Source organism: Burkholderia sp. BCC0419 (assembly GCF_902830285.1).
Lineage (GTDB): Bacteria > Pseudomonadota > Gammaproteobacteria > Burkholderiales > Burkholderiaceae > Burkholderia.
Map to the genome: position 1 here is coordinate 18347 of NZ_CADESR010000008.1, position 23234 is coordinate 41580.

The window sequence follows — 23234 nt, forward strand, 5'->3', positions numbered from 1 at the left end:
CAACGGTGCGCTAGCCTCGTCGAGCGACCGGGCTGCCGGGCATCGGAATCCCGGCGCGATAGACGACGGTTGCGAGTGCCGTGGCGACCGCAGCCTCGGCCGTTAGCACGGCGGCGGCAGCGCCCAGCTCGGCGAAGTACTTTGCGAGAACGGGTACCAGCACGATGTTCAGAATGCCCGACGACATCAGGATTCGGGTGAATGCCGACTTCATCCCGAGCGGCAGCATCGTCTGCACGCCGAACAGGTCGGTCATGCCGGCCATGAACGGAATGAAGGCCATCCAGCGCAGCACCTGGACCGTCGGTTCGTACGAAGGGCCATACAGGATGCGCACGGCGAGCGGCGCGCCGAAGAAGATCGCGAGCGAGATGCCGAGCACCATCGCGACCTGCACGACGAACAGCTTGCGCAGGAACGAGAACGCATCATTGCGCGCGTGCCGCATCAGGTAGCTGATGCGTGGATAGGTGGCGGCCTTCAGCGGCTGCAGCATGCTGAGTGCCGCGCGGATCAGCTTGTCGCCGGCGGCGAAGTAGCCGGCCGCGACGTTGCCCGATACGAAGCCGAGCAGCACGGTATTGGTCGACGCGTAGAACGCGATCGACGTCGACGCGAGGAACACCTGCCAGCCGCCTTTCAGCGATTCGGCGATGTCGGCCGCGCCGACGCGCACGAAGTCGATTTCTCGGTTGAAGTACAGATAGGCAGCCAGCGCGATCGCGGACAGAGTCGGCACCGCCGCGTTGACGATCATCGCACGCTCGATGTCCGCCGGGCTGTGCACGAGCGCGAACATGGCCGGCAGGCTCACGATGCGCCCGATGAACAGGATCACGCTGAGTGCACGCAGCTTTTCCATTCCCTGGAAATACCAGCCAGGCGTGAACGCCACGCCGGCGACCATCCCGAACCCGATCAGCAGCAGGTCGCGGTCTTCGCCGAAGCGCTTGACCGCAAAGGTCAGCGCAACGAGCACGATGAAGCAGATCACCGCGATGCCGATCTGCGCGTATAGCGTCGCCCAGAAGATGCGTGAGCGTTCGGCGCGGTTGTCGCGAGCGAGCGCGATGCGTGGCGTGGCGGTCAGGTCGAAGCTGTAGCTCGTGCAGTTGGTGAGATACGCAATGACGGCGAGCGAGAACGCGAGCTGCCCGTAGCCTTCGGGTCCGAGTGCATGCGTCAGCAGCGGTGCAATCAGGAGCGGCACCGCGTACATCGAAATCTGCAACGTCAGCAGCAGCAGGAAATTCTTCTTGAGGTTTGACATTCGCTCGGTCGGCGCCGTGGGTGTCGCAGTGCGGCGGCATGGGGCCGCGGTGCGCGCGTGCATCCGGTCGGCGCTGACCCGGTTGCATGGGTTGATGGCGCGTCCGGCGTCGCCGGGCACGGCCACATCGTCGTATGGCGGCCATGATACTGGCCGCACGGGACGACTGTGTTCGCGAGCCTACCGTTCGCGGATTCCGTGCGCGCGTGCCGTCGCGCGTCGTCGTATCGCGACAGTGACGAATCTATTTGTAAGCTGGCGCACCGAAGGACGCTTGAACCGGGTGCTTTAATCGAGCGCACTGTTTTGGTTCACGGCACAAACCGTCTGACGACGCTTCGGGCACGCAACATCACCTCCTGCGGGCATGGGGGGAGGGCACCGCATGAAACAGGGCGGGCCGCGCAGGGGCGCGGCGGGGGCCGCCGCCGCGTGTTCGTCGAGCAGTCGCACGATCGTGGAATTGCTCATTCCGGTGGAGCCGCCGGAACGCGCGTCCGCGTCCGATAAAAATACCGATCCGAGGAGTACCGATTGAAGCCGATTATGTTCGGGAGCTGCGTGGGGTGGCTGCACGAAGGACAGACGACACAAGGTGTGATCCTGTGCGAATCGTTGGGCCACGAGGCATCGTGGACGCACAAGTTCATGCGGGCGATCGCCGAGCGCCTTGCCCGCGACGGCGTCACGGTGTTGCGATTCAACTATCCGTGCACCGGTGATTCTGCGGGCGACGATCGCGACGTCGATCGGTATGCCGCGTGCATCGGCAGCATTCACGACGCGATCGATATGCTGCGCGACCAGGTCGGTGTCGCGTCGCTGACGCTCGTCGGAATCCGCGCGGGCGCGCTGTTCGCGATGCTGGCCACCGCGGGCGACGGCCAGCGCCCGTCGCCGCGCGTCGACGCACTGGCGGCGTTCGCGCCCGTCGTGCGTGGGCGCACGTACCTTCGCGAGCTGTCGCTTGTGCATCGCCAGTGGCTCGACATCACGTCGCCGGCGATTCGCGCCGCACATCACGACGAACCGTGCATGAACGTGCTCGGGCACCGCTTTCCCGACGATTTCGTCGATGCGTTGAAGGCGGTCGATTTGTGCGACGTCGTGCGCGATGCACCGACGTTGCCCGGCGCGATGCTGCTGATCCAGCCCGATCAGGGGGACGGGCATGCGTTGCGCGATGCGCTGGTCGCGCGCGGCGTCGACGTGGCGACCGATTCGTTCCGCGAATGGTCGACGACGATGCTGGACGGTACGCGCTCGCGCCTGCCGCTCGAGGCGATCGACACGCTCGCGAACTGGATCGCCGAACGGGCACCGCTCGCGCGGGCCGGCACCGACCCGGCGCGGCCGCTTGATCCGCCATGGAATGGCGAATCGGCCGTCGCGCTCGACATGACGGACATGACCGAGCAGGTCGTCGCGGTAGGACCGGACCGGCTGGTCGGCGTGCTGTGCCGTCCCGCCGATACGGGGCCGGCGAATCCCATCGCTCCGGCGCTCGTGATCGCGAACACGTCGACGAATCCGCGCAGCGGAGAAGGGCGCTTCAGCGTGCGGCTCGCGCGGACGCTCGCACGCGCCGGCGTCACGACGCTGCGGATCGACGTGAACGGCGTGGGCGACAGCGGGGTCGCCGCGCCTGACGACCAGTCGCGCGTCGTGTATTCGGCGCAGTCGATCGACGACGTGGCCGCCGCCGCGGACTGGCTGCGCGCGCTTGGCTACCCGGAAGTGTTCGCGGCCGGCATCTGTTCGGGCGCCTATGCGGCATTGCATGCGGCCGTGAAGACGCCGTCGCTCGGCGGCGTGATCGCGATCAACCTGGCGCGCTTCGTGTGGCCGGCCGGGCTCTCGCTGGAGGCAGTCCAGAAGCAGCGGAACAACTCGGTGCGCGGCTACTGGCTGTCGGTGCGCGACTGGAAAAAGTGGAAACGCCTCGTGCGCGAACGGCGCGACTTGCGGCCGATTGTGCGGGCGGTCGCCGCCAATGCGATTGCGCGGGTCAGCGTGCCGGTGAAGGAGGCCGCCGCGCGCGTCGGCTGGAAGCCGCGCGTCGGCACACCACGCGGCGTGATGCATGTGCTTTCGCAACGCAATGTCCGGACGACGCTGGTGTACGGCGCGCTCGATCCCGGCATCGACGATGTGCGGCGCCACTTCGGTGCGATCGAGCACGCGTTCAGGCGCTCGCGTCACGCGCGGCTGCATCTCGAGCCGCAGGTCGATCACGCGGTGTACGGCATGGTCGGCACGGACATCGTGATCGGGCTTTGCATGCAGGCGCTCGGTCGTGATTCGGCGAGGCCGGTCGTGCGCGTCTCCGATCCTGCCGCGCTTGAAGCGGCAGGATCGTACGCGAACGTGTCGGTCGGCAGGCCGTGATGCACGCTGTCCGCATGTATTGCCTGCACCGGCGCGTCGGGGGCGATCCCGGCTTCGTATGAAGATCGGCGTTCGGTGGTGTCGCTCACAGACGCGCCGGTCGCCGTGGTGTCCAATCCCTTATCGATGCATGCGCGGTCATGCCACGGCATGACCACGCCGGGATGTGTCAGTCCGGATCACCCGGCTTCTCATAGGGTGATTTCGCGTAGGGCGATGCGTACAACGTGTCGCTACGCCATACGTCGTCGGCCGGTGTATTGGCCGCCTGCGCGCGATGCGGACGCGGTGGGACGAGCGGCCGGCGCAACGCGCCGCGGACGCGCGTGTCGGGCTGAACGGCGGCGCTCGCGGCGGGACGCGTGAACGCGGGCGCTGCATCCGCGGACGCGGACGCGGCAGGTTCGGCTGCCGCCCTTGCGACAGCGGCTTGTGCCGAACGTTGTGGCGGCGCCTGGCCGGGTAGCGTCGACGACGCGAAAGACGGTGCGCTGGACAGCGTCTGCGCACTGGCGGCACAGACAAAGCCGGCCGACACGATGCAGACGAATGACGAAAGCGACGAAGAGAAGTTCATGACGAATCGTACGGAGTGACGTGCGGTGAAGAGGGTGGTGCGGCAATGCAATGCGAGCCGCGCCGGGCAAGCGTAATACCGGAATTCGCCGCGTTCGGCGGGTTACCGCACAGTTTGGGAAGGACACCATGTCAATCACCACGCAATCGGAATCGACGCTCGGCACGCCGAGGCCGCGCGGGGCCGTCGCCCGTCGCGTACCGTGGCAGTCGCGCATGGCGATCGCGGCGGCCGCGTGCGCACTGAGCGCATGCGCGCTGTCGCCCGGCATGACCTACCATCCACCGGCCGAGCGCGACGCGAATGCGCGCGTGAGCGCCGACGCATCGGGTTCGGGTGGCCTCGACGGCGTGCAGAACGTGTCGAGCGAGGATCTGATCGAAATCACGCCGGCATTCGTCGCGCAGCACCATGCGGGGCGGCCGACCGACGTCGACGCGGAAATCCGGCGGCTGTTCGGCAAGCCGATGCCGTACACGATCGGCCCCGGCGATGTGCTGGGCATCGTCGTATGGGACCACCCGGAGTTGAACCTGCCGACGACGCAGACGATCGGCGGCGGCGATGGGGTCGGCGCCAGCTCGGTTGCGACAGGCTACACGGTTGACGCGAACGGCAACGTGCAGTTCGCGTATGCGGGCCTCGTTCACGTGGCCGGGTTGACCGAGGCGCAGGCGCGCGCGCTGCTGACGAAGCGGCTCGGCGAATATGTGCGCAAGCCGCAGCTTGCGCTGCGCGTGCAGAGCTACCGCAGCAAGCGCGTCTATCTCGACGGCGAGGTGCGCACGCCGGGTCTGCAGATCGTCAACGACATGCCGATGACGCTACCCGAGGCGATCGACCGCGCGGGCGGTTTCACCCCGACGGCAGACCGCTCGCAGGTTTCGGTGACGCGCGGCGACAAGACCGTGAACGTGAGCCTGCCCGCGCTGATCGCGGCGGGCGTGAATCCGTCGAACATCCTGTTGCGCGACGGCGATCTCGTGCGCGTACGTGCGGCGAGCGACGCGAAGGTGTTCGTGCTCGGCGAGGTGTCGCGGCCCGCGACGCTGACGTTGACCGACGGCCGGATGAGCCTCGGCGAAGCGCTCGGCGACACGGGCGGCGTGAGTCAGTACACGTCGGACGCACGCCAGGTGTTCGTCGTGCGCCGCGGCCCCGACAACCGCCCGCGGGTGTACCACCTCGACGGCAGCTCCCCCGCGTCGTTTGCGCTTGCCGACCAGTTTCCGCTCGAGCGGCGCGATGTCGTGTTCGTCGATGCGTCGTCGCTGGTGCGCTGGAGCCGCGTCGTGAACCTGCTGATTCCATCGTCCGCGCAAGGTGCGCTGACGGCGAAGGCCATTTCGCCGTGATGCTCGCGGCGGATTTCGTGACCGCGACCATGCGTCGCGCCATACGGGACTGATGCTGTATGAACACTTCGACCCTGCCTGACCCGCACAGCGGACGCATTCTGCGGCCGTCCTATCCGGTGCGCCGCTACTGGGGCATGCTGTATGGCGGCCGGCGCCTGATTCTTTGCACGGCGCTCGCGGGTGCGTTCGCCGGCGGCCTCTATGCGCTGTGCGCGGCCCCGGTCTACCGCACCGACATCCTGTTCCAGGTCGAGCAAAGCCAGACCGATTCGAAGCAGACTTCGCCGCCCGGCGATCCATCGTCGGTGTTCGATCTGAAGACGGATGCATCGACCGAGATCGAGGTACTGAAATCCCGCGCGGTGCTCGACCGCGCGATCGACAGCACCAACCTCGCGCTCGACGCGCGGCCGCATTACCTGCCGCTGATCGGGTGGCGGTTCGTGAACGCGGCTGACGGGCTGTCGTCGCCGTTGCCGGGTGGATATGTATACGGCACTGAGCGCATCGACGTGCCGACCTTCGACGTGCCGAAACGCCTGCTCGGCAAGCGCTTCGCGTTGACCGTCGGCGATGACGGCGCCTATACGCTGCAGCGTACCGGCATCTTCGGCCGGAAAGGGCCGATATGGCAGGGCCGTATCGGCCAGCCGCTACACGTTGAGACGCCTGAGGGGCCGATCGACGTGTTCGTGCGCGACGTGGCCGGCAAGCCCGGCGCACGTTTCGACCTGACGCGTTACAGCGACGAGGAGGCGACCACGTGGCTGCAGAAGAACGCGCTGATCTCGGAGCGCGGCAAGCAGTCGAACATGGTTGGCGTGACGCTCGACGGCACCGATCCCGTGCACGACAGTCGCGTGCTGAACGCGATCGGCGATGCGTATCTGGCGCAGAACACGCAACGCAAGTCCGAGGCGGCCGACAAGCTGATCCGCTACATGGATGGCCAGTTGCCGCAGCTGAAGGCTCAACTGGAGGCAGCTGAAAACCGCTTCAACGCGTTTCGTGCATCGCATGGGACGGTCAATACGAGCGACGAAGCGCTGGCATTGCGCCAACAGGCGGTCGACATCGAGACGCGTGTGCAGACGCTGCAGCAGCGGCGCGAGGAACTGATGACGCGCTTCATGCCGAAGCATCCGGCCGTCGCGGCCGTCGATGCGCAGCTCGCCGATGCGCAGCGTTCGCTCGACACGACGCGCAAGCAGATCCAGCAGCTGCCGACCGTGGAGCAAGGCGTGCTGCAACTGCAGCGCGACGTGGCCGTCGACACCGCGCTGTACACGAACCTGCTCAATACGCGGCAGCAGATGGTCCTCGCGCGTGCCAGCAAGACCGGTACCGTGCGGATCGTCGATACGGCGAAGGTCGCCGAGCAGCCGGTCGGTCCGCATCGCGCGGTTGCGGTGGTCGGCCTCCTGATGGTGGGCCTGCTGGCTGGCGCGGCGATCGTGATCGCCCGGCAGCGTGTCATCGGCACGATCGGCGACGCGGAAGAAATCGAATGGGCGACGGGACTGCCCGTGTTCGCGACCGTCCCGCACAGCACGATCGCGGCGGCTACGGAACCAAGGTCGAAGGCCGGCCGGCGCGGCCCGCGCATGTCGATCGCGCCGGTCGACGCGCAGGACGCCGCGCTAGAAAGCCTGCGTAGTTTACGCGCGTCGCTGCAATTGTCGATGCCGGCCGCATCGAATCCAGTCGTGCTGATCTCCGGGCCGACAACGGGCGTCGGCAAGTCGTTCGTCGCCGCGAATATCGCATCGCTCGTCGGTGCCGCGAAACGGCGGGTCTTGCTGATCGATGCCGATCTGCGCAAGGGTTCGCTGCACGACCGGCTCCGCTATAGCCGCGCGCCGGGGCTGTCGGACGTGGTGGCGGGCACCCACGCGCTCGACGAGGCAATCAAGCGCGGCGTCGCACCGGGCCTCGATTTCATTGCGATGGGCAACGTCGTTCCCGATCCGGGCGAACTGCTGCTGCAACCCGCGCTCGCCGAATTGATCGAGCAGGTCGCGTCGCGCTACGACATGGTCGTGCTCGATGGTCCGCCGTTGCTGCCGGTCGCCGATGCGTTGGTGCTCGGCCGCCTCGCGGGCACGGTATTCCTCGTCGCGCGTAGCGGCGTGACGACGCTGACGGAGCTCGACGAAAGCGCGCGGCGGCTCGAACACGCGCATATCGATGTGCGCGGCGTGATCCTGAACGACTACAAGGGCGCGCCGGGACGGTACGACTACGGCTATACGGATGCGAACACGCATCAGGCTGCGGCGGGGTTGACGGGGATGATGGCGCCGCGGCAACGGGTGGAACGCGCGTCATGAACCGGAGAGCGGGCGGTGCCGGGCTGCAATCGAGTGCGGCGACGGTGCGCAGGATGGCACGTGTGCGCGGTGTCGCGGGCGGTTATGAGGGTTACTGGTGGGAGGATCCGGCACGGCTCGTGCTGATGTTCATCCTGCCGTTGTATGGATTGCTGTCGCTCAGTCTGCTGGGCGACCAGAAGTCGATTGCGCGGATCTATTTCGACGGTTACTACGCATTTGTCGGCGCGTTGTTCCTGATGGTGGTGACGGCGACGGCGTGGCTCGCGACGACCGAAGCGCGGACACGGCGCGGGCCGCCGGAAACGCCCGTCGAGGTGCCGCCGCGCGTGCTCGATTTCCTGTTCACACTCGCGCTGTTCGGCAATCTCCTGATGATGAGCGGAATCATCGCGCGTCCGGCGCTGCTGCTCGAGTTCCTGCATGGCCAGGCTACCGCGTACGACATGCTCCAGCAGATCGGTCGCGTCACCGGGTTGAGTTCGTTCACGCAGGCGACGTCGCCGTTCGTCGCACTTTATTTCTACGTGTTCCGAACCCCGGTGAAAGGCCTGAACCGCTACAAGATCTACATGGCCGTGCTCGCGGTGCTGACGCTGCTGCGCAGCTTTCTCTTCGCGGAGCGCCTCGCGTTGATCGAAATGGTGCTGCCGCTCGCGCTGATGGTCGTGCGGTTCCGGCTGCGCGGCCGGTATTCGCGGCTGCTGACGCTTGGGCCGTACGCGGCGATCCCGCTGTTGTTCGCGCTGTTTATCGCGAACGAATACAACCGGTCTTGGGAAGCCTATTACGTTAATGTCTACGACAACATCTTCGACTTCGCGCTCGAACGGCTCGGCCTGTACTATTCGACGTCGCTGAATAATGGTGCCGGGATTCTTGCCGTGCTCGGCTGGGGGCAGGGTCATCCGATGTTCACGTTCGACTGGCTGATGCGCTTTCCGGTGATCGGCGCGACGTTCCAGCCGTGGTTCGATTCAAGCGACAGCTTCAACCTGTTTCTGAACAGCTACGCAGACCCGGAATTCAACAATCCGTCCGGGATCTTCGTCCACTTCTACGAGTGGGGCTGGTTCGGGTTGCTCGACGCGACCGTGCTCGGCTGGATGGTTGGCCGCAGCTATGCGGGCTGGCGCAGCGGCAACGGGTTCTGGTGCTGTGCGCACGCCGTGCTCTACGTGTCATTGATGGAAATCATGCGTACACCGAATCTGTTCAGTGGACGAAATTTCCTGCCGATCGTGCTGCCGATCATCGTGTTCCACTGGTTCGGGAAGCGGCCGGCGAGCGTTGCGCCTTCCGCCAGGCATGCCGCGTCCGGACGCGGGACGCGCGCCGAGGAAACGAACGAGCGGGGCGGCAGCGCAGCGGCATAGCCACTCGCAGGACGTCCGGACCTTAGGATGATGATCCTGAAGCTCAAGCGGTACGCGTTCGTACCGCCGTGTCGCGCCCTGGCCACGACGGGAAGCCGGCAATCGGCGCGAACCCTGTCCGCAATGCGACCAGATAGACGGCGATCGGGATCGCGACACCGGCCAGCGTGCCGAGCACGAGGTGTACTGCGAGACTGGTGATGCCGGCGCGCATCAGCACGATCCGTACGGCTGCCATCGCAAAGATGTGGGTCAGGTAGATCGGCATCGACGCGCAACCGATCGCCGCCAGCCATGCCGCGCGTGCCGGCTGTGACGCATACCGATGCGCGAGCTGCAGCGCCAGCCCGATGCCTGAGAACGCGGCGGGAAGTGCCCAGATGCTCGCCGCGCTACCAAAGCCGTGAGCGAATACGACTGCGGCGACGAACGCCGTTGCCGTTGCGGCGCATGCGGTCGGTCCGCTGTTGCGCGCGAGCCAGCCGGGTAATGCCTGTGACGCAAGGACGCCCGCCACGAAGAACGGTGCGTTCATCAGCGTGATCGACAGGATGCCCCAGTGCGTCGCCGCACCGAGCACCAGCCCGAGCACCGCGCATCCGGCGAGCCAGTCGCGCGCCCGCGATGGCATGGGTGCACGCGTCACATCCGGCACGGCCGCGGCGAAAGCCCGGATGCCGAGCATGCAGAGCATCAGCGCGTACAGGAACCAGAACTGCGCGAACGGTCGCCAGCCGATCGCCAGCAGGTCGTTCAGCGTGAACGGATGATTGGTGCCGTGCGACGCCATTGCAATCTGCACGGCACCCTGCGCGATCGACCACAGCAGGTACGGATACACGATCGTCCTGATCTTCGACCACAAGAAACCGTGCGGCGTGCGGCGCAGCGAGCTGCAGACGTGCAGGCCGGACAGGAAGAAGAACAACGGCATGTGGAACGTGTAGATCACGTAGTCGTTCCACGCGAATGCCGTGTCGGCCGCGCCTGCCGGCACGAGGTCGGCGGAAACGGCACCGCGCAGCACATGCCCGTATACGACAAGAATGATTCCCGCGCCGCGGGCGACATCGAGGTTGGTTTCGCGTGCAGTCATGATGAAGGGGCGGCCGGCCCGTCAGGTTCCGCACCGCCGAGATGTCGGATAGTCCGTTCACTGTATGGAGGGCCGACGCCCAGGACAGTGCGATGGGGGACAGTTGGTCGTCGTGCGACTCGACGGATGCCCTACAGCCCCTCGAATATCTCCTTCATCATCTCGGCGCTTCTGCTCCAGCGATACTTTTCCGCGTGCAGGCTTCCCTTGCGTTTGAGCTCGGCCCTGAGTTCGTCGGAATCGAGCAGGCTTCGCAATTTCCGCGCGATGTCGTCCTGCGAATACGGATCGCAATACAGCGCCGCATCGGCACAGACTTCCGGCAGGGCTGCCGATTTGCCGACCACCGCCGGGCAGCCGTAGCGCATCGCCTCGAGCGGCGGTATGCCGAAACCTTCGTAGATCGACGGGTAAAGGAAGCACGCTGCGTTCTGATACAGCGCCTTCAATTGTTCGTCGCTGATATAGCCGACGTACTTGATGTTGGGTTCCGCCGCCGCCATGGGGCCCTGCTTGCCGAACACCGTGGTGTTCTGCATCCCGACGATGACGAGATCGACCGACGAATCGTTGATCTGCCTGAACGCCGCGATCAGCCGGCCGAAGTTCTTGGTGGGATTCATGCTGCTGACCGCGAGCACGAACCGGTTCGGAGTCAGCGCGTGCTTGTCGAGCACGCTTGTGTCCGGCTCCAGGGTGTCGAGATGATCCGCACCGAGCGGCACGACGTTGATCTTCTCCGCGGCAATCCCGCAGTGATGCGCGAGGCGATCCCGCGAGAAATAGGAGTTGGTCAGCACGCAGACGGAGGTTCGCGCCAGGATCCAGAACATGATCCGGTACCACACGCGAAACGGGCGCGAAAAATGCGCGGGCGTGTCGAACACCGCTGCATCGTGCATGTAGATGATCTGGTTGCCGATGAAAATGGATGCCGAATTGCTGAGATTGACGATCCGGCCGCGGCGCGCGAACAACGGGAGGACCAGCTGCTCCCAGACCACGCCCTTGTAAAAGCCGACCTTGACCGTCTTCGCTCCGCTCACTTCGATGCCGGGCTGCGGAGGCACCAGCACGGTTACTTGATCCTGCGGCTGAAACTTGATCAGTGCGGCGATCAGCTCGCGTGCGACGCGTTGCACGCCGGTTGTCTTCTGCGTGGTGAATCGGCCGTTGTATACGAGTTGCCTCGGTTTCTTGAAAGCGATCATGTCAATATGGGGATATCGAAATCGAAATCAGGCTTTGACGTGATCCGCGGCAACCGGCTCGAAGTCGCGCGTGGCGACGCGCGGCTCGTCGGTGCCCAGTCCGTAAAGCGCATGCCATTGCCGGAAGATCGCGCTCATCGAAAACCGTTGAATCGCCCGTTTCCGCGCGGCTTCGCCGATCTGCTCGCGAAGCTGACGGTCGTCGCGGAGCGTGGTCAGGTAACCGACCATCTCGTCGGGGGTCGACGCGACGTAGCCGGTCACGCCGTGAATCACCACGTCGCGATTCCCGACGACGTTCGTCACCACGGCCGGGATCCCGGCAACCTGCGCTTCGATCAGCGCGACCGGCATACCCTCCCAGCGGGAGGTCTGAACATAGATGTCCAGTTCCGACGTGAGCGTCAGCGCACGCTCGCGGGTCACCCAGCCGCTGCAGGCGACGGCCTGGCGCTGGGCGGAATCGGGGATCTCAGCCACGTTGCCGCCGATCCAGAGAAATTCGACGTCGGAGCCGTGCAGCTCGTCGGCGAGTTGTACGAATGCTTCATGATTCTTCTGGAACGATGCGCGGCCGCTCATCCCGATGACAACCTTGCGATCATCGCGCGTTCGGCGAAGCGGGATCTCTGCGACGTTCACGCCGTTTTCCACCAGGACCGCCGATTTCGCGCGAACTTTTCGGTTGATCTCGCCGAGCTCGCTGCCGGAGCACGCGACAATGGTGCCGCCGATGCGCGCCGCGATGCGCTCGAAGCTCAGATACGCGAACTGCTTCACGCGAGACACGTCGCAGCGCAGGAATGACAGACCGTGCGGCGAGTAAAGAACCGTCGCGTTCGGCGCGGCGATCCGGGCGGCGATGCGTCCCAGCACGCCGGCCTTCGACGAGTGCAGATGAATTGCGGTCGGCCTGCAGTCACGCAGGTTCCGGACCAGCGCGCGCAAGCTCCGCAGATCCTGCCGGACGTTAACCTCGCGCACCATGTCTACGTAAACGAGCTTCACGTCGGGCCGGAACAGCGTAGAAAAATCGCTCGGGGTTTCCGGCCGGATCGAGTGAAGTACCGTCACGTCGACGCCGGCTGCGGCGGCGTGGTTGGCGAGATAGGTCAGCATCGAGAGCACGCCGCCGCCAAACGCCTCGGCAATATGAACGATCTTTTCTTGGGTCATCTCTGGGTCTTTCGATTCGATCGCACTGTTCGTTGCCCAGCGCGACGATGGGGCGGCGTATCGTCAAGTCGCGAGCGGTCCATACACACCGGAACTCCGATGTATTACGCATTCCTGATTGATGAATGCATGGTCGTCACTGCCATTGCTTCCCGTCCGGCGTAGCCGGCATCACTGTCGCGCCACGCGGCCACCAATATCCGTCGTTACGCGTTCATCAACGGGTCCGGACCATTGTGCAGCGTATGCTGGACGCACTGGGTGCGATGGCTAACCGAACAGGCGATTCGGCCGGCGCAGCCGCGATCGCGCGGTGTTCATTGCACGTCGGTGTGTGCGGCGGGCAGCTTGCGCACGCGGGCGAGCGGATTGGACAGGTAGCGGATCGCGCGATTGCTCAGCGCGGACGACGGCAGCAGACATGCGAGCGACAGCGCGGCGACGGCCGCCTTCTTGGCAGGGCGCCAGAACGGATTGCGCAGGACGGTGTGCCAGTAGCGTCCGGATTCGCACAGGAACCAGCGCCAGCGGCGCGCCAGCGGCGCGCGATACAGCATGCTCGCGAAGCGAGCCTTCTCGATGGCGAAGTCGAGCGGGGCGATCGGTAGCGCTTCCTGCAACCGCGTGCCCGCGAGCGTGCGCAGGGTAGACCAGCGGCGTTCGGCCTTCAGCGCGCCGGTGGCCGCGTCTTCCGAATTGGTGAGTGCGAGTGCCGTGCCGTCGCCCGAGCTTGCGTTCGACTGCTGGTGCACGCGATAACCGCCGAGCGTCGCGTCGATCATATGAACGGCACCGAGCAGCGCGATGCCGTAGATCGCGTAGAAATCGGCGCCATGCAGATTGTCGGCGGTGACGGGTACCGGAAAGATGCGCTTCAGCGCGGCGACCCGATACGCATTGCCCGATGCAGGCGGCGACGGATACAGCCAGCCCGCGCGCAACAGGCGGCCGCAATCCGTATCGACCGCCGACTGCGGCACGCTCGCACCGGTCCGCACACCATCGTGCGCGATCACGTCGAGCCGGAAATGTACCTTCACGAAATCGCCGGATGCGAACGCGGCAAGCACGCGTGCCGCGGCGTCGGCATAGAGCAGGTCGTCCGCATCGAGCAGGATGACGTAGCGCGACGTGACATGCTCCAGCGCACGGTTGTACGCGGCAACCTGACCGCGATTCTCCTGGAACACCGCTACCACGTGCTCGCCATACGAACGAATGATGTCGCGTGAATCGTCGGTCGACCCGTCGTCGACGATCAGCACGCGAACGTCGCGCACGGTCTGCGCGAGCGCCGAGTCGATCGCTTCGCGCAGGTACGTACCATGGTTGTAGTTGCAGATTGCGATGGTCAGGTCGGTCATGTGCGGAAATCGGACGAGCGGCAGCGGCGAGCGGACAATCGTAGCCATGATACGGATCGCCCGGCAGCGCACAGTTCGCGAGCCTACCGTTCGGGAATTCGCATCGCGCGGGGAATATTGGGCGGTCGACGCGGTGCTGGATCGATTGGTCTGATGACGCACCGAAGCCGGTCGCGGCCAGTGATCTAATCAGCGTGGGAGCGCCGTCGCTTTCGTCGGCGTTGCGAGCGGGCCACGCGGTCTGCGCGTCAGCGCGTACTGTTCGACGCGCACGTAGAATTACCAGGGAAACGATTCGATATGCATGAGTTGCAACGCCTGTCGCTCATATACAGCGTGATCGCCGGCACGTGCATGGCGGGCGGGCTGTCGTGGTCGGAACTCGCCGTGCCTGCAACGACCGGGACCGAACCGGCCGCGCTTCATGCGAACGTACCGGATATGTACGTGCGTCCGGACCCCGCCGCGGCCGATCAGGGCGACGCGTTGCAACGCGCGCTCGACGCGCTGCGGCCGGGGCAGCGGCTCGTATTCGCACCGGGGCGCTATGTCGTCGGCCGCTCGCTCGTCGTACGGCAGGCGCGTACGGTGCTATCGGGATTCGGCGCGACGCTGATCGCCACAGCGCCGAACGATCAGACGATCGAGCTGCGCGGCGACGGTACGACGCTCGTCGGGTTTCGGCTCACGGGAACCGGCACGACGCGTCTCACGACACCGGAGTCGACGAAGATCGAGGTAACGGGGCGCGACGTGCAGGTGCTCGACAACATCGTCGACGGCGGCGCCGGCGCGGGCATCTTCGTGTTCGGCGGTGCGGATGTCGCGATCGTCGGCAACGAGGTGCTATCGACGCTGGCGGACGGCATTCACATGACGCACGGCTCGCACAACGTGCTGGTGCAGGGCAACGTCGTACGTGGAACCGGCGACGACATGATCGCCGTGGTGAGCTATCAGGCGGAAGGCGTGCTGACGCGCAACGTGATGATTACCGGCAACTCGCTGGAAGGCAACCCGTGGGGTCGTGGCATCACCGTCGTCGGCGGTGCGAACGTTACGATTTCGAACAACGTTGTGCGCAACGTGCAGGTCAGCGCCGGGATTCTCGTCGCACAGGAAGACAGCAACCGCACTGCCGGCTCATACGACGTCCGGATCGAGCGCAACGTGATTGCCGATATCCAGACCGCGACAGGCCGGAGCGATTCGCGTCCGCTCACGCAGCAGGCGGCGATCGAGGTCAGCACGTGGTCTGGTTCGGTGTCGCGGGTGACCGTGACCGGCAATCGCGTTTCGAACGCGAGATTCGACGGCATTCGGTTGTGGGGCAACGTGTCGGACATACGGCTGGCGGACAATCAGCTGTCCGGGATCGGCGGCATGCCGTTACGGGTCGGACCTGAACCGGATTGCGCAGCCAGCGTGCCCGCGAGCCCTTCTACGAACAATCGGTCAAGGGGCGCTCCGTGTGCGCGCGCACGCCAGTCTCCGCCGGGCGCGCCCGACGCGCTCGGCGCCGATACGTCACTGCTGCCGCGCGTGCGCGAATCCGTCAGACGGCCGCGCTGGTCGCACCGCGGCATGGATTGATCGAGCATCGAGCGGTGCGCGGCATTCGCGCCGTCTGCACCGCGCGGTGAGTGTGCCGGAGCGACTCGCACGCACCTATCGAACGGCGGCGTTGCGTTCCTGCGCTTCTTCCTCAGGCTCGTCCGGTTAGCCTGGTTCGCCGGCCGAGAGCGATACGACTGGAGTCGGCTCCGCGGAAGTCGTCTTCGGCCGTGGCTGAGCAGTCCCGACGACCGCCCGCCCATACTGATCATCGAACCGCACGATATCGTCCTCGCCGAGATAGTTGCCCGATTGCACCTCGATGATTTCGAGCGGAATCCGGCCGGGATTCTCGAGTCGATGCACTTCGCCGACGGCGATATACGTCGATTCGTTCTCGCACAGCAGGAACGTCTCGGCGCCGCGCGTCACCTTCGCAGTGCCGCGCACGACGATCCAGTGCTCGGCGCGGTGATAGTGCATCTGCAGCGACAGCCGCCTGCCGGGTTCGACGACGATCCGCTTCACCTGGAAGCGCTCGCCGAAATCGATCGAATCGTAATGGCCCCACGGCCGCTGCACCTTGCGGTGCTCGCTCGCCTGCGGGCGTCGGTCGGTCTTCAGGCGCGCGACGATGTTCTTCACGCGCTGCACGTCGTGCTTGTTCGCGACCAGCACAGCATCGGCCGTCTCGATCACGACGACGTCCTTCATCCCGACGCACGCGATGAGGCGGCCTTCCGAGCGCACGAGGCTGTCCTGCGTATCCTCGAACACGATCGGGCCGCGCGCGACGTTGCCGTGATCGTCCTTCGGCATGATTTCCCAGATCGCGTCCCACGTGCCGACGTCCGACCAGCCGGCCGCGAGCGGCACCACGATGCCTTCGATACCGAGTTCGCGGTGTTCGGCGAGGCGCTCCATTACCGCATAGTCGATCGAATCCGCCGGGCAGGGGGCGAAGGCCGCCGCATCGATCCGGAAGAACGGATCGTCGGCGACGCCCGCGCGCCACGCGCTCTCGCAGGCTGCGTGGATGTCCGGCGCGAGCGCGCCGATCGCCTTCAGCCAGACCGATGCGCGCGTGACGAAGATCCCGCTGTTCCACCAGTAATCGCCCGATTGCAGATAGCGTTCGGCGAGCGTCGCATCGGGTTTTTCGACGAAACGCCCGATCGCGTAGCCGCCCTGGCTGCCGTGGCGGCCCGAGCGCGGTTCGCCGACCTGGATGTAGCCGTAGCCCGTCTCCGCGCGGCGCGGCAGCACGCCGAGCGTGACGATCGCGCCTTCCTGCGCATAGCGCGCCGCACGTGAGATCGCGTCCTGGAACGCGCCGACGTCGACGATCACGTGATCGGCCGGCATCACGGCGAGCACGGGATCGTCCGCGAGCGCGCTCGCGTCGAGCGCGGCAAGCGTCAGCGCGGGCGCGGTGTTGCGCGCGGCCGGCTCCAGCAGGATGCGGGCGGGCGCCGAGCGGCCATGCACCTGTTCGGCGCTCATGAAGCGATGCTGTTCGCCGCATACGAGCAGCAGCGTGTCGCCGAGCGACGCGTTCGCGATGCCGTTCAGGCGGCGCGCCGTCGCCGACAGCGGCGACTCATTCGATACCAGCTCGATCAGCTGCTTCGGATACTGCTCGCGCGACAGCGGCCACAGCCGCGTGCCGGAGCCGCCGGCGAGAATCACCGGCAGGATGCTCGGCAGATCGGGTTCGGGAACCGGACGAAGGGTGCGGGTCATCGATTCGCTCCGGTATCGGCGGGTAGCCGGGTGCGAGCGCGGCCGTCGGCGAGCGCTTCGTCGTTGCGCGAGATCGAAACGGCTCGCGACAGCAGGTGGCGCAGCGCGCCGGCTGCACGGTCGGCCGACCGTATCAGGCCGACGAACGGCGCGCCCTGTTCGAGGTACGGTCCGTAAGCCTTGCGGAATCCGAACTGTTTGTAGAACGCCTGACGCGGCGCAGGGACGTGCGTGCGCACCGCGGTGTCCGGCCATGCGGCCTGCGCGGCAGTGAGCGCGCGCCCGATCAAGCGTTCGAGCGTGTCGTCGTCGCGGCAGCTTTCGCTCGTCAGCACCTTGTCGATCACGACGTCCGGATCGACGTCGTCGCCGGGCAGGATGCGCGCGTAGGCCGCGACTTCCGTGGTGTCGCCGTTGCGCACGCTCGCATAGACGTGCAGCGCGCCCGCGTCCTTGCCGTCGATGTCGAGATGCGTGTGCGCGTCCTCGACCACCAGCACGGCGTTGCGCGCGCGCAGGATTGCATAGAGATCGACGGCGCTCAGATGTTCGAATTCACAACAATGCCATTCCATGATGCTGTCCTCGCGTGATGCCTTCGGCATGCCGCGTCGCATGGACGCGATCGTTCCATGCGGCGCGGCGATCTTCATCATCCGGATGCGTGGTGTAGCGGTCTGTTCGAAAGCGTACTCATGCTCCGGATTCGCAGGCACGGCGCGGGATACGAGGCGATGCGCGCACCACGGGAGCGTCGCAATGTGCGGTAGCACACACCGTCGAGGCCGGTGCTTTTTCATAATTGATTCATCGTGGCGGCCTGCAATGAAGCGCGGCCGGCCGACCTCGCACGCAAACGAGGCACCGGGAGACGGGACCGAGGATGGCGATCGTTCACGACGGGCCGGCCGCGCGCGGGAGTGCCGGGCACAGGCTCGCCGTCGATCGCGTGGTGCAGGCCGGGTGAGGTGATCTCCCCGCATCCCATCGCAATCCTGCGCGGCGTGCATGCCCGCATCGGCACGCTGCCGGTCGCGCGCTTGCACCGCCGTGGTGATCTGCCGATGCGTCTGCTTCCGGTCGAGACGGTCGGGTTGGCAGATCGCGCAAGGATGGCCATCATGCTGCTCCGCACGACGCGCGGACCGGCGCCCGGAATCCCGGCCGCCGGTCGGCGGGAATTCGCCGAAAAGAGCCTGCGCGGCGCGGCGCCGGTGATTACGACGTGTAACGGCCGGGCGGCCCGAGCGACGGCGCAATGTAATGCGGCTACCCGGCGAGGCGCACGATTATGCGGTCCGCGGAGCACGGTACTTCGCTTTTTGGGAGATTTCGATGGAAATCGCGCGCAATCGGCAGTATCAATCTTTCGGAAAAGTAGTATTTGCCACTGATTGACGGGAATGGTCAGAGATAATCAAATCTCAGTGGTCAAAAGCGTGCAGCGCGGGAGCCACGGGCAGCGTAACCGACTGATTCACGTTTATCTTTTAGTAACAAGGCCAACTCGAAACGGGGTGTAGATTCAGGTACGGATGAAATGGGGCGGTCAATCCGGGCGCGGTTTGGCAGTCCTCCGGTTCAGCATCGGGCGCGACCGTCGTGTACGACGCGACGCACATGCGGCCGGCGTTTCCGTTTGCCGACGTGCCCCGCCTGACGGCGGGTCGCTTCAAAGCCGGAATGTCATGGCTCCTGCAGTCGCGCATTCCGTTCGAGTTCGATGACAACGAGGCCGGATGACATCCGGCTCGACCTCCGGGGGTTCTCGCCGTGTGCAGTTTCGATCTTCGCCAAGGCTGCGGAAACGCAGCGCGCAAAGGTGGCCATGCGCCGCCGGCCGCAGCGCACGCGAACGGTTCGCGGAGTGCAGAAAATGATGGTTCGTTATGAATATGCCAATAACGCGCGATAAGAGCGCCGGCGCGGGGAACGGTAACGGGCAGCGTCCGCTGATTTACTGGACGCAGTCGCCGTCCGTGATGCTGCGAAAGGAATTGTCGCGCCGCGACTGGAAAGTGTCGGTCGTCGCGCATGCGAACGAGCTGCGCGACACGTCCGGCGAAATTACCTGCGGCATTCTCGACTTGAGCGGCGGCCACGCCGATGCGATCGGCAGCATCGCGTCGACCTGCGCGTCGATGCGCGACGTCGTCTGGGTGGCGCTCGTGGACGTCGGCCAGACCGCCTCGCCGAACGTGCGCGCGCTGTTGCGCGACTACTGCTTCGACTACGTCACGCTGCCGGCGTCGCACCAGCGGATCGCCGATACGGTCGGCCATGCCTACGGCATGGAATGCCTGTTCGCGCGCGATCGCGAACAGCTCGAATCGGAGGAAAAGGGCATCGTCGGCACCTGCAGCGCGATGCTGCGGCTGTTCGATACGGTGCGGCGTTTCGCGCGCACCGACGCACCGGTGTTCGTGTTCGGCGAAACGGGAACCGGCAAGGAACTCACGGCCGTCGCGATCCACCGTCATTCGGAGCGGCGCAACGGCCCGTTCGTCGCGGTCAACTGCGGCGCGATTCCGCCGCATCTGCTGCAATCGGAACTGTTCGGCTACGAGCGCGGCGCGTTTACCGGCGCAAACGCGCGCAAGATCGGCTACGTCGAGGCCGCGAACGGCGGCACGCTGCTGCTCGACGAAATCGGCGACCTGCCGCACGAAAGCCAGGCGAGCCTGCTGCGGTTTCTGCAGGAACGTTCGATTCATCGTCTTGGCGGCAGCGATCCGGTGCCGGTCGATGTCCGGATCGTGTCGGCGACGCACGTCGATCTGCGCGATGCGATGGAGGAAGGGCGTTTTCGCGCCGACCTGTTCCACCGGCTGTGCGTGATGCGCATCGACCAGCCGCCGCTGCGCGCGCGCGGCAAGGACATCGAACTGCTCGCGCACCACATGCTCGAACGCTTCCGTGGCGATGCGCGCCATCGCGTGCGCGGGTTCTCGACGGATGCGATCACGGCGCTCTACAAGCACGACTGGCCGGGCAATGTCCGCGAATTGATCAACCGCGTGCGCCGTGCGGTCGTGATGACGGAAGGGCGCCTGATCACCGCACAGGATCTCGAGCTCGAATACTGTCTCGACGCGGCGTCGCCGTCGGTGGCCGACATCCGCAAGTCGATCGAGCGCGAGGCGATCGAAACCGCGTTGCTGCGCACGCGCGGGCGCGTCGCCGCTTCCGCGCGCGAACTCGGTGTGTCGCGCGCGACGCTGTATCGCTGGATGGAGGCGTACGGCATCGAGCGACCGCGCGGTACGGGCTCGTCCGACTGATACGCGGCAGCCTGACGCTCGCGGCGGCCCGCGAGCGTCGTGTCAGCCGGCCGGGGTGGCCCGCACCGCGCGCGCGGCGTTCACGGCCCGGATTTCCACCGCGGGCGGCGCATGGTCGTCAGCCGCCGCGGGCTTCCCGTCGATTCGCCATGGAATGAGCGCGATGCGCGCCGGCGTGCCGGGCGCGAGATGGAACCAGTCGTCGCTCGGCATGAAACCCGGCGCGTCGATCTGCACGTGGCGGGCGACGTGCCGCGTGTCGATGTCGACGTGCCACGTGTCGCCGGTGCGCGATACACATGCCTCGATCCCGGGTTCGCGACGTGCCAGCACGGCCGGATGCGTGCGGGACGGAAAATGGAATGCCTGCGACAGCAGCGTGCCGTCGTCGGCGCGCAGCGTCGCGACGACCGTATCGTGTTCGCACGGGCCGAAACGGTACGCGTAGGTCCAGTCGAAGAAGCGGCCGAGCAACTCGGCCGAGCCGAGCCGCACCGTGTCGTGCGCGGCGATCCGCACCGGGCAGCCGGCCCGTGCGACCGGCGTGCGGCCGTCGCGCAGCGCGACCAGCTCGATCGCGGCCGACAGCGGCGCGGGGCGCTCGTTGACGACATGCACGTCGAGCCCGTTCAGGCCTTCGTCGACGAGCAGCACCTGGATCGGCTGCAGCACCTGGCGCAGCGCATACCACGCCGATTTCGGCCGCTGCACGGCGTCGATCACGCCCCAACCGGCGCCCGGCATCACGTCCTGGAACTGCCACACGAGCGCGCCGGCGCAACGCGAACCGGTGCGCCGCCATTCGGAAAACGTCTCGCGCATCACGTCCGCGATCACCGCACGCGACAGCTCGAAGTAGCGCGCCGGATCCTCGCGCCGCAGCCGGTCGGGCGCGACGTCGTACAGCGTCTGCAGATAGTGGTCGCGGATATCGTCGAAATCCCACGACGTGCCGGGGTCGCGCGGCACGGCCGCCTTCCAGCGCGGCTCGTGCACGCCGGGCCAGCCGAGTTCCGCGAGCGTCGCATCGCACGGCACGTTCGCGAACGCGAGGCATTCGCTCGCGAAGCGCACGTCCGCGCGGCGCGCGTCGTCGAGCGGACGCAGGTACGCGCCGACGCCGTAGTAGTGCGACACGCGTTCGCGCGGCGTGAACGGCAGCACGCCGCCGTCGGGCGAATCGGGCACGTACGGGACATCGGGGCGGTGCGCGGCCGCATGGCCGGCCAGCCGGTCGGCCGTCAGCTCGAGGAAGCGCTGCTTCGGCCCGAGCCCCGACATCGCGGCCTGCTGCGCGATCTCGCTGCCGCCGCACAGCACCGCAAGCGAAGGCGAAGCGCCGTGACGCGAGAGGAACTGGCTCGCTTCGCGATCGACGTTGGCCGCGAACGCGGGATCGTCGAGCGCGTAATCGAAGTTCGCGAAACCGAAGTCCTGCCAGACCAGCAGCCCGAGCCGGTCGCACCAGGCGTGGAACGTGTCGGCCTCGTAGGTCATCGTGCCGCCGACGCGGATCATGTTGAAGCCGGCGTCGCGTGCGAGCCCGAGCAGGCGGCCGTAGGTCGCATCGTCCGCGTGCAGCGCGAGCGGCGCGGCGCTGCTCCAGCATGCGCCGCGCGCGAACACCGGCACGCCGTTGATGCGCAGCCCGAACCCCTTGCCGTCGGCGCCGGCATCGATGTCGATCGTGCGGAAACCCGTCGAGCCGAGCGGCCGGCGCGTAGCGCCGATATGCAGCGCGATCTCGTAGAGTGCCGGTTCGCCGTGCGTATGCGGCCACCAGCGGCGCACGTTCGGTATCGCCATGCTTGCGCGCAGTTGGTCGGCGCCGGCCCGTTCGAGCGTCGCCTGATGGTCGCCGCACGACAGCCGCGCCGCGAGCGCGTCGGGCAGCGGCGCGGCGAACGTCAGTTCCGCGTCGAGCCAGCCCGTGTCGCCTTCGACGCGCGCATGCAGCTTGCAATCGGCCAGAACGGGCCCGTCGGCCGGATCGAGCACGTCGACGGGCCGCCACGGGCCGGTGGGCACATACGGCGGAAACCAGCCCGGCATGTGCCCGAACAGCGACGTGCGGATCGTGCGCAGCGCGGCCGGTTCGGCGAGCCGCGTGCGCCAGCGCGCACGGCGCGGTGCGCGCGCGTCGCGCAGGTGCGGCGCGAGCGCGCGGAAACAGACGGTCAGCCGGTGCGTGCCGTCGAGCGACACGGGCACGTCGTGCGCGACGAACATGCTGTCCGAGCGGTGGATCGGCGTGTCGTCGAGCCATGCGTGGGCGAGCGTCGCGAGGCCGTGAAAGCGCAGGATGCGCGGCCCGCGCCCGCGCAGCTCGAGGCGGTACCAGTGGTCGCGCTCGTCGAGCGACGCGGCTTCGTCGAGCCGGCCGGCCAGCGCGAGCGCCTGCGCGACCGTGCCGGGCACCGGCGCCGCGATCCAGCCGCCGTGGTCGGCCGGGAGGTCGCGCGGTTCGCGCACGGCGCCCGCGGCCGTCGCCAGCATCGACCACGCGGGCA

16 protein-coding genes are annotated in these 23234 nt (G+C 66.6%); 8 read left to right on the forward strand and 8 right to left on the reverse strand.

Going from position 1 to position 23234, the window contains the following annotated elements; all coding sequences use genetic code 11:
- Nucleotides 1-10: 10 nt before the first annotated feature.
- The gene (locus tag HWW87_RS28365) at nucleotides 11-1270 is read right to left on the reverse strand and encodes an oligosaccharide flippase family protein (RefSeq protein ID WP_175823077.1); all 1260 of its coding nucleotides are present in this window, start codon (nucleotides 1268-1270) and stop codon (nucleotides 11-13) included.
- 534 nt (nucleotides 1271-1804) lie between these two features.
- Here HWW87_RS28365 and HWW87_RS28370 point away from each other — a divergent pair.
- From HWW87_RS28370 to HWW87_RS28390, 5 genes are all read left to right on the forward strand, one after another.
- Complete coding sequence (locus tag HWW87_RS28370) at nucleotides 1805-3658, forward strand: alpha/beta hydrolase (protein WP_175823078.1); 1854 nt, start codon at nucleotides 1805-1807, stop codon at nucleotides 3656-3658.
- Between the two features lie 362 nt (nucleotides 3659-4020).
- Nucleotides 4021-4254 (forward strand): hypothetical protein, encoded by a 234-nt coding sequence (locus HWW87_RS28375; protein WP_175823079.1) that lies wholly within the window; start codon nucleotides 4021-4023, stop codon nucleotides 4252-4254.
- A gap of 109 nt (nucleotides 4255-4363) precedes the next feature.
- The gene (locus tag HWW87_RS28380) at nucleotides 4364-5590 is read left to right on the forward strand and encodes a polysaccharide biosynthesis/export family protein (RefSeq protein ID WP_175823080.1); all 1227 of its coding nucleotides are present in this window, start codon (nucleotides 4364-4366) and stop codon (nucleotides 5588-5590) included.
- 59 nt (nucleotides 5591-5649) lie between these two features.
- Entirely contained in the window at nucleotides 5650-7923 is a 2274-nt protein-coding gene (locus tag HWW87_RS28385) for a polysaccharide biosynthesis tyrosine autokinase (RefSeq protein ID WP_175823081.1), read from the forward strand.
- Nucleotides 7920-9299 carry an oligosaccharide repeat unit polymerase gene (locus HWW87_RS28390; RefSeq protein WP_175823082.1) on the forward strand — a complete coding sequence of 460 codons (1380 nt, stop codon included), beginning with the start codon at nucleotides 7920-7922 and terminating at the stop codon, nucleotides 9297-9299. Before HWW87_RS28385 ends, HWW87_RS28390 begins: the two co-directional genes overlap by 4 nt.
- A 43-nt stretch (nucleotides 9300-9342) precedes the next feature.
- Here HWW87_RS28390 and HWW87_RS28395 read toward each other — a convergent pair whose 3' ends face one another.
- From HWW87_RS28395 to HWW87_RS28410, 4 genes are all read right to left on the reverse strand, one after another.
- Nucleotides 9343-10395, reverse strand: a complete 1053-nt coding sequence (locus HWW87_RS28395; RefSeq protein WP_175823083.1) for an acyltransferase — start codon at nucleotides 10393-10395, stop codon at nucleotides 9343-9345.
- 131 nt (nucleotides 10396-10526) lie between these two features.
- Nucleotides 10527-11606, reverse strand: a complete 1080-nt coding sequence (locus HWW87_RS28400; protein ID WP_175823084.1) for a glycosyltransferase family 1 protein — start codon at nucleotides 11604-11606, stop codon at nucleotides 10527-10529.
- Between the two features lie 27 nt (nucleotides 11607-11633).
- Nucleotides 11634-12782, reverse strand: a complete 1149-nt coding sequence (locus HWW87_RS28405; protein ID WP_175823085.1) for a glycosyltransferase — start codon at nucleotides 12780-12782, stop codon at nucleotides 11634-11636.
- A 317-nt stretch (nucleotides 12783-13099) separates the two neighbouring features.
- Nucleotides 13100-14146 carry a glycosyltransferase family A protein gene (locus HWW87_RS28410; RefSeq protein ID WP_175823264.1) on the reverse strand — a complete coding sequence of 349 codons (1047 nt, stop codon included), beginning with the start codon at nucleotides 14144-14146 and terminating at the stop codon, nucleotides 13100-13102.
- Between the two features lie 300 nt (nucleotides 14147-14446).
- Between HWW87_RS28410 and HWW87_RS28415 the strand changes: the two genes are divergently transcribed.
- Nucleotides 14447-15739 carry a right-handed parallel beta-helix repeat-containing protein gene (locus tag HWW87_RS28415; RefSeq protein ID WP_175823086.1) on the forward strand — a complete coding sequence of 431 codons (1293 nt, stop codon included), beginning with the start codon at nucleotides 14447-14449 and terminating at the stop codon, nucleotides 15737-15739.
- Between the two features lie 126 nt (nucleotides 15740-15865).
- Here HWW87_RS28415 and HWW87_RS28420 read toward each other — a convergent pair whose 3' ends face one another.
- Both HWW87_RS28420 and HWW87_RS28425 read right to left on the reverse strand, forming a co-directional pair.
- Complete coding sequence (locus HWW87_RS28420; RefSeq protein ID WP_175823087.1) at nucleotides 15866-17443, reverse strand: mannose-1-phosphate guanylyltransferase/mannose-6-phosphate isomerase; 1578 nt, start codon at nucleotides 17441-17443, stop codon at nucleotides 15866-15868.
- Nucleotides 17440-18060, reverse strand: a complete 621-nt coding sequence (locus HWW87_RS28425; protein ID WP_175823265.1) for a drug:proton antiporter — start codon at nucleotides 18058-18060, stop codon at nucleotides 17440-17442. Before HWW87_RS28425 ends, HWW87_RS28420 begins: the two co-directional genes overlap by 4 nt.
- 985 nt (nucleotides 18061-19045) lie before the next feature.
- Here HWW87_RS28425 and HWW87_RS37015 point away from each other — a divergent pair.
- Both HWW87_RS37015 and HWW87_RS28430 read left to right on the forward strand, forming a co-directional pair.
- Nucleotides 19046-19186: a hypothetical protein gene (locus tag HWW87_RS37015; RefSeq protein WP_208449970.1), complete on the forward strand. Its 141-nt coding sequence runs from the start codon at nucleotides 19046-19048 to the stop codon at nucleotides 19184-19186.
- A 146-nt stretch (nucleotides 19187-19332) separates the two neighbouring features.
- Complete coding sequence (locus tag HWW87_RS28430; RefSeq protein WP_174388432.1) at nucleotides 19333-20724, forward strand: sigma-54 dependent transcriptional regulator; 1392 nt, start codon at nucleotides 19333-19335, stop codon at nucleotides 20722-20724.
- A 42-nt stretch (nucleotides 20725-20766) separates the two neighbouring features.
- Here HWW87_RS28430 and HWW87_RS28435 read toward each other — a convergent pair whose 3' ends face one another.
- Nucleotides 20767-23220, reverse strand: a complete 2454-nt coding sequence (locus HWW87_RS28435; protein WP_244107355.1) for a glycoside hydrolase family 2 protein — start codon at nucleotides 23218-23220, stop codon at nucleotides 20767-20769.
- Between the last annotated feature and the right edge of the window lie 14 nt (nucleotides 23221-23234).

Bases quoted from the DNA above. Each gene is read 5' to 3' on its own strand.
- HWW87_RS28365 (WP_175823077.1), bottom strand. From the start codon at position 1,270: ATGTCAAACCTCAAGAAGAATTTCCTGCTGCTGCTGACGTTGCAGATT.
- HWW87_RS28380 (WP_175823080.1), top strand. From the start codon at position 4,364: ATGTCAATCACCACGCAATCGGAATCGACGCTCGGCACGCCGAGGCCG.
- HWW87_RS28385 (WP_175823081.1), top strand. From the start codon at position 5,650: ATGAACACTTCGACCCTGCCTGACCCGCACAGCGGACGCATTCTGCGG.
- HWW87_RS28390 (WP_175823082.1), top strand. From the start codon at position 7,920: ATGAACCGGAGAGCGGGCGGTGCCGGGCTGCAATCGAGTGCGGCGACG.
- HWW87_RS28395 (WP_175823083.1), bottom strand. From the start codon at position 10,395: ATGACTGCACGCGAAACCAACCTCGATGTCGCCCGCGGCGCGGGAATC.
- HWW87_RS28400 (WP_175823084.1), bottom strand. From the start codon at position 11,606: ATGATCGCTTTCAAGAAACCGAGGCAACTCGTATACAACGGCCGATTC.
- HWW87_RS28405 (WP_175823085.1), bottom strand. From the start codon at position 12,782: ATGACCCAAGAAAAGATCGTTCATATTGCCGAGGCGTTTGGCGGCGGC.
- HWW87_RS28410 (WP_175823264.1), bottom strand. From the start codon at position 14,146: ATGACCGACCTGACCATCGCAATCTGCAACTACAACCATGGTACGTAC.
- HWW87_RS28415 (WP_175823086.1), top strand. From the start codon at position 14,447: ATGCATGAGTTGCAACGCCTGTCGCTCATATACAGCGTGATCGCCGGC.
- HWW87_RS28420 (WP_175823087.1), bottom strand. From the start codon at position 17,443: ATGACCCGCACCCTTCGTCCGGTTCCCGAACCCGATCTGCCGAGCATC.
- HWW87_RS28425 (WP_175823265.1), bottom strand. From the start codon at position 18,060: ATGCGACGCGGCATGCCGAAGGCATCACGCGAGGACAGCATCATGGAA.
- HWW87_RS28430 (WP_174388432.1), top strand. From the start codon at position 19,333: ATGAATATGCCAATAACGCGCGATAAGAGCGCCGGCGCGGGGAACGGT.
- HWW87_RS28435 (WP_244107355.1), bottom strand. From the start codon at position 23,220: ATGCTGGCGACGGCCGCGGGCGCCGTGCGCGAACCGCGCGACCTCCCG.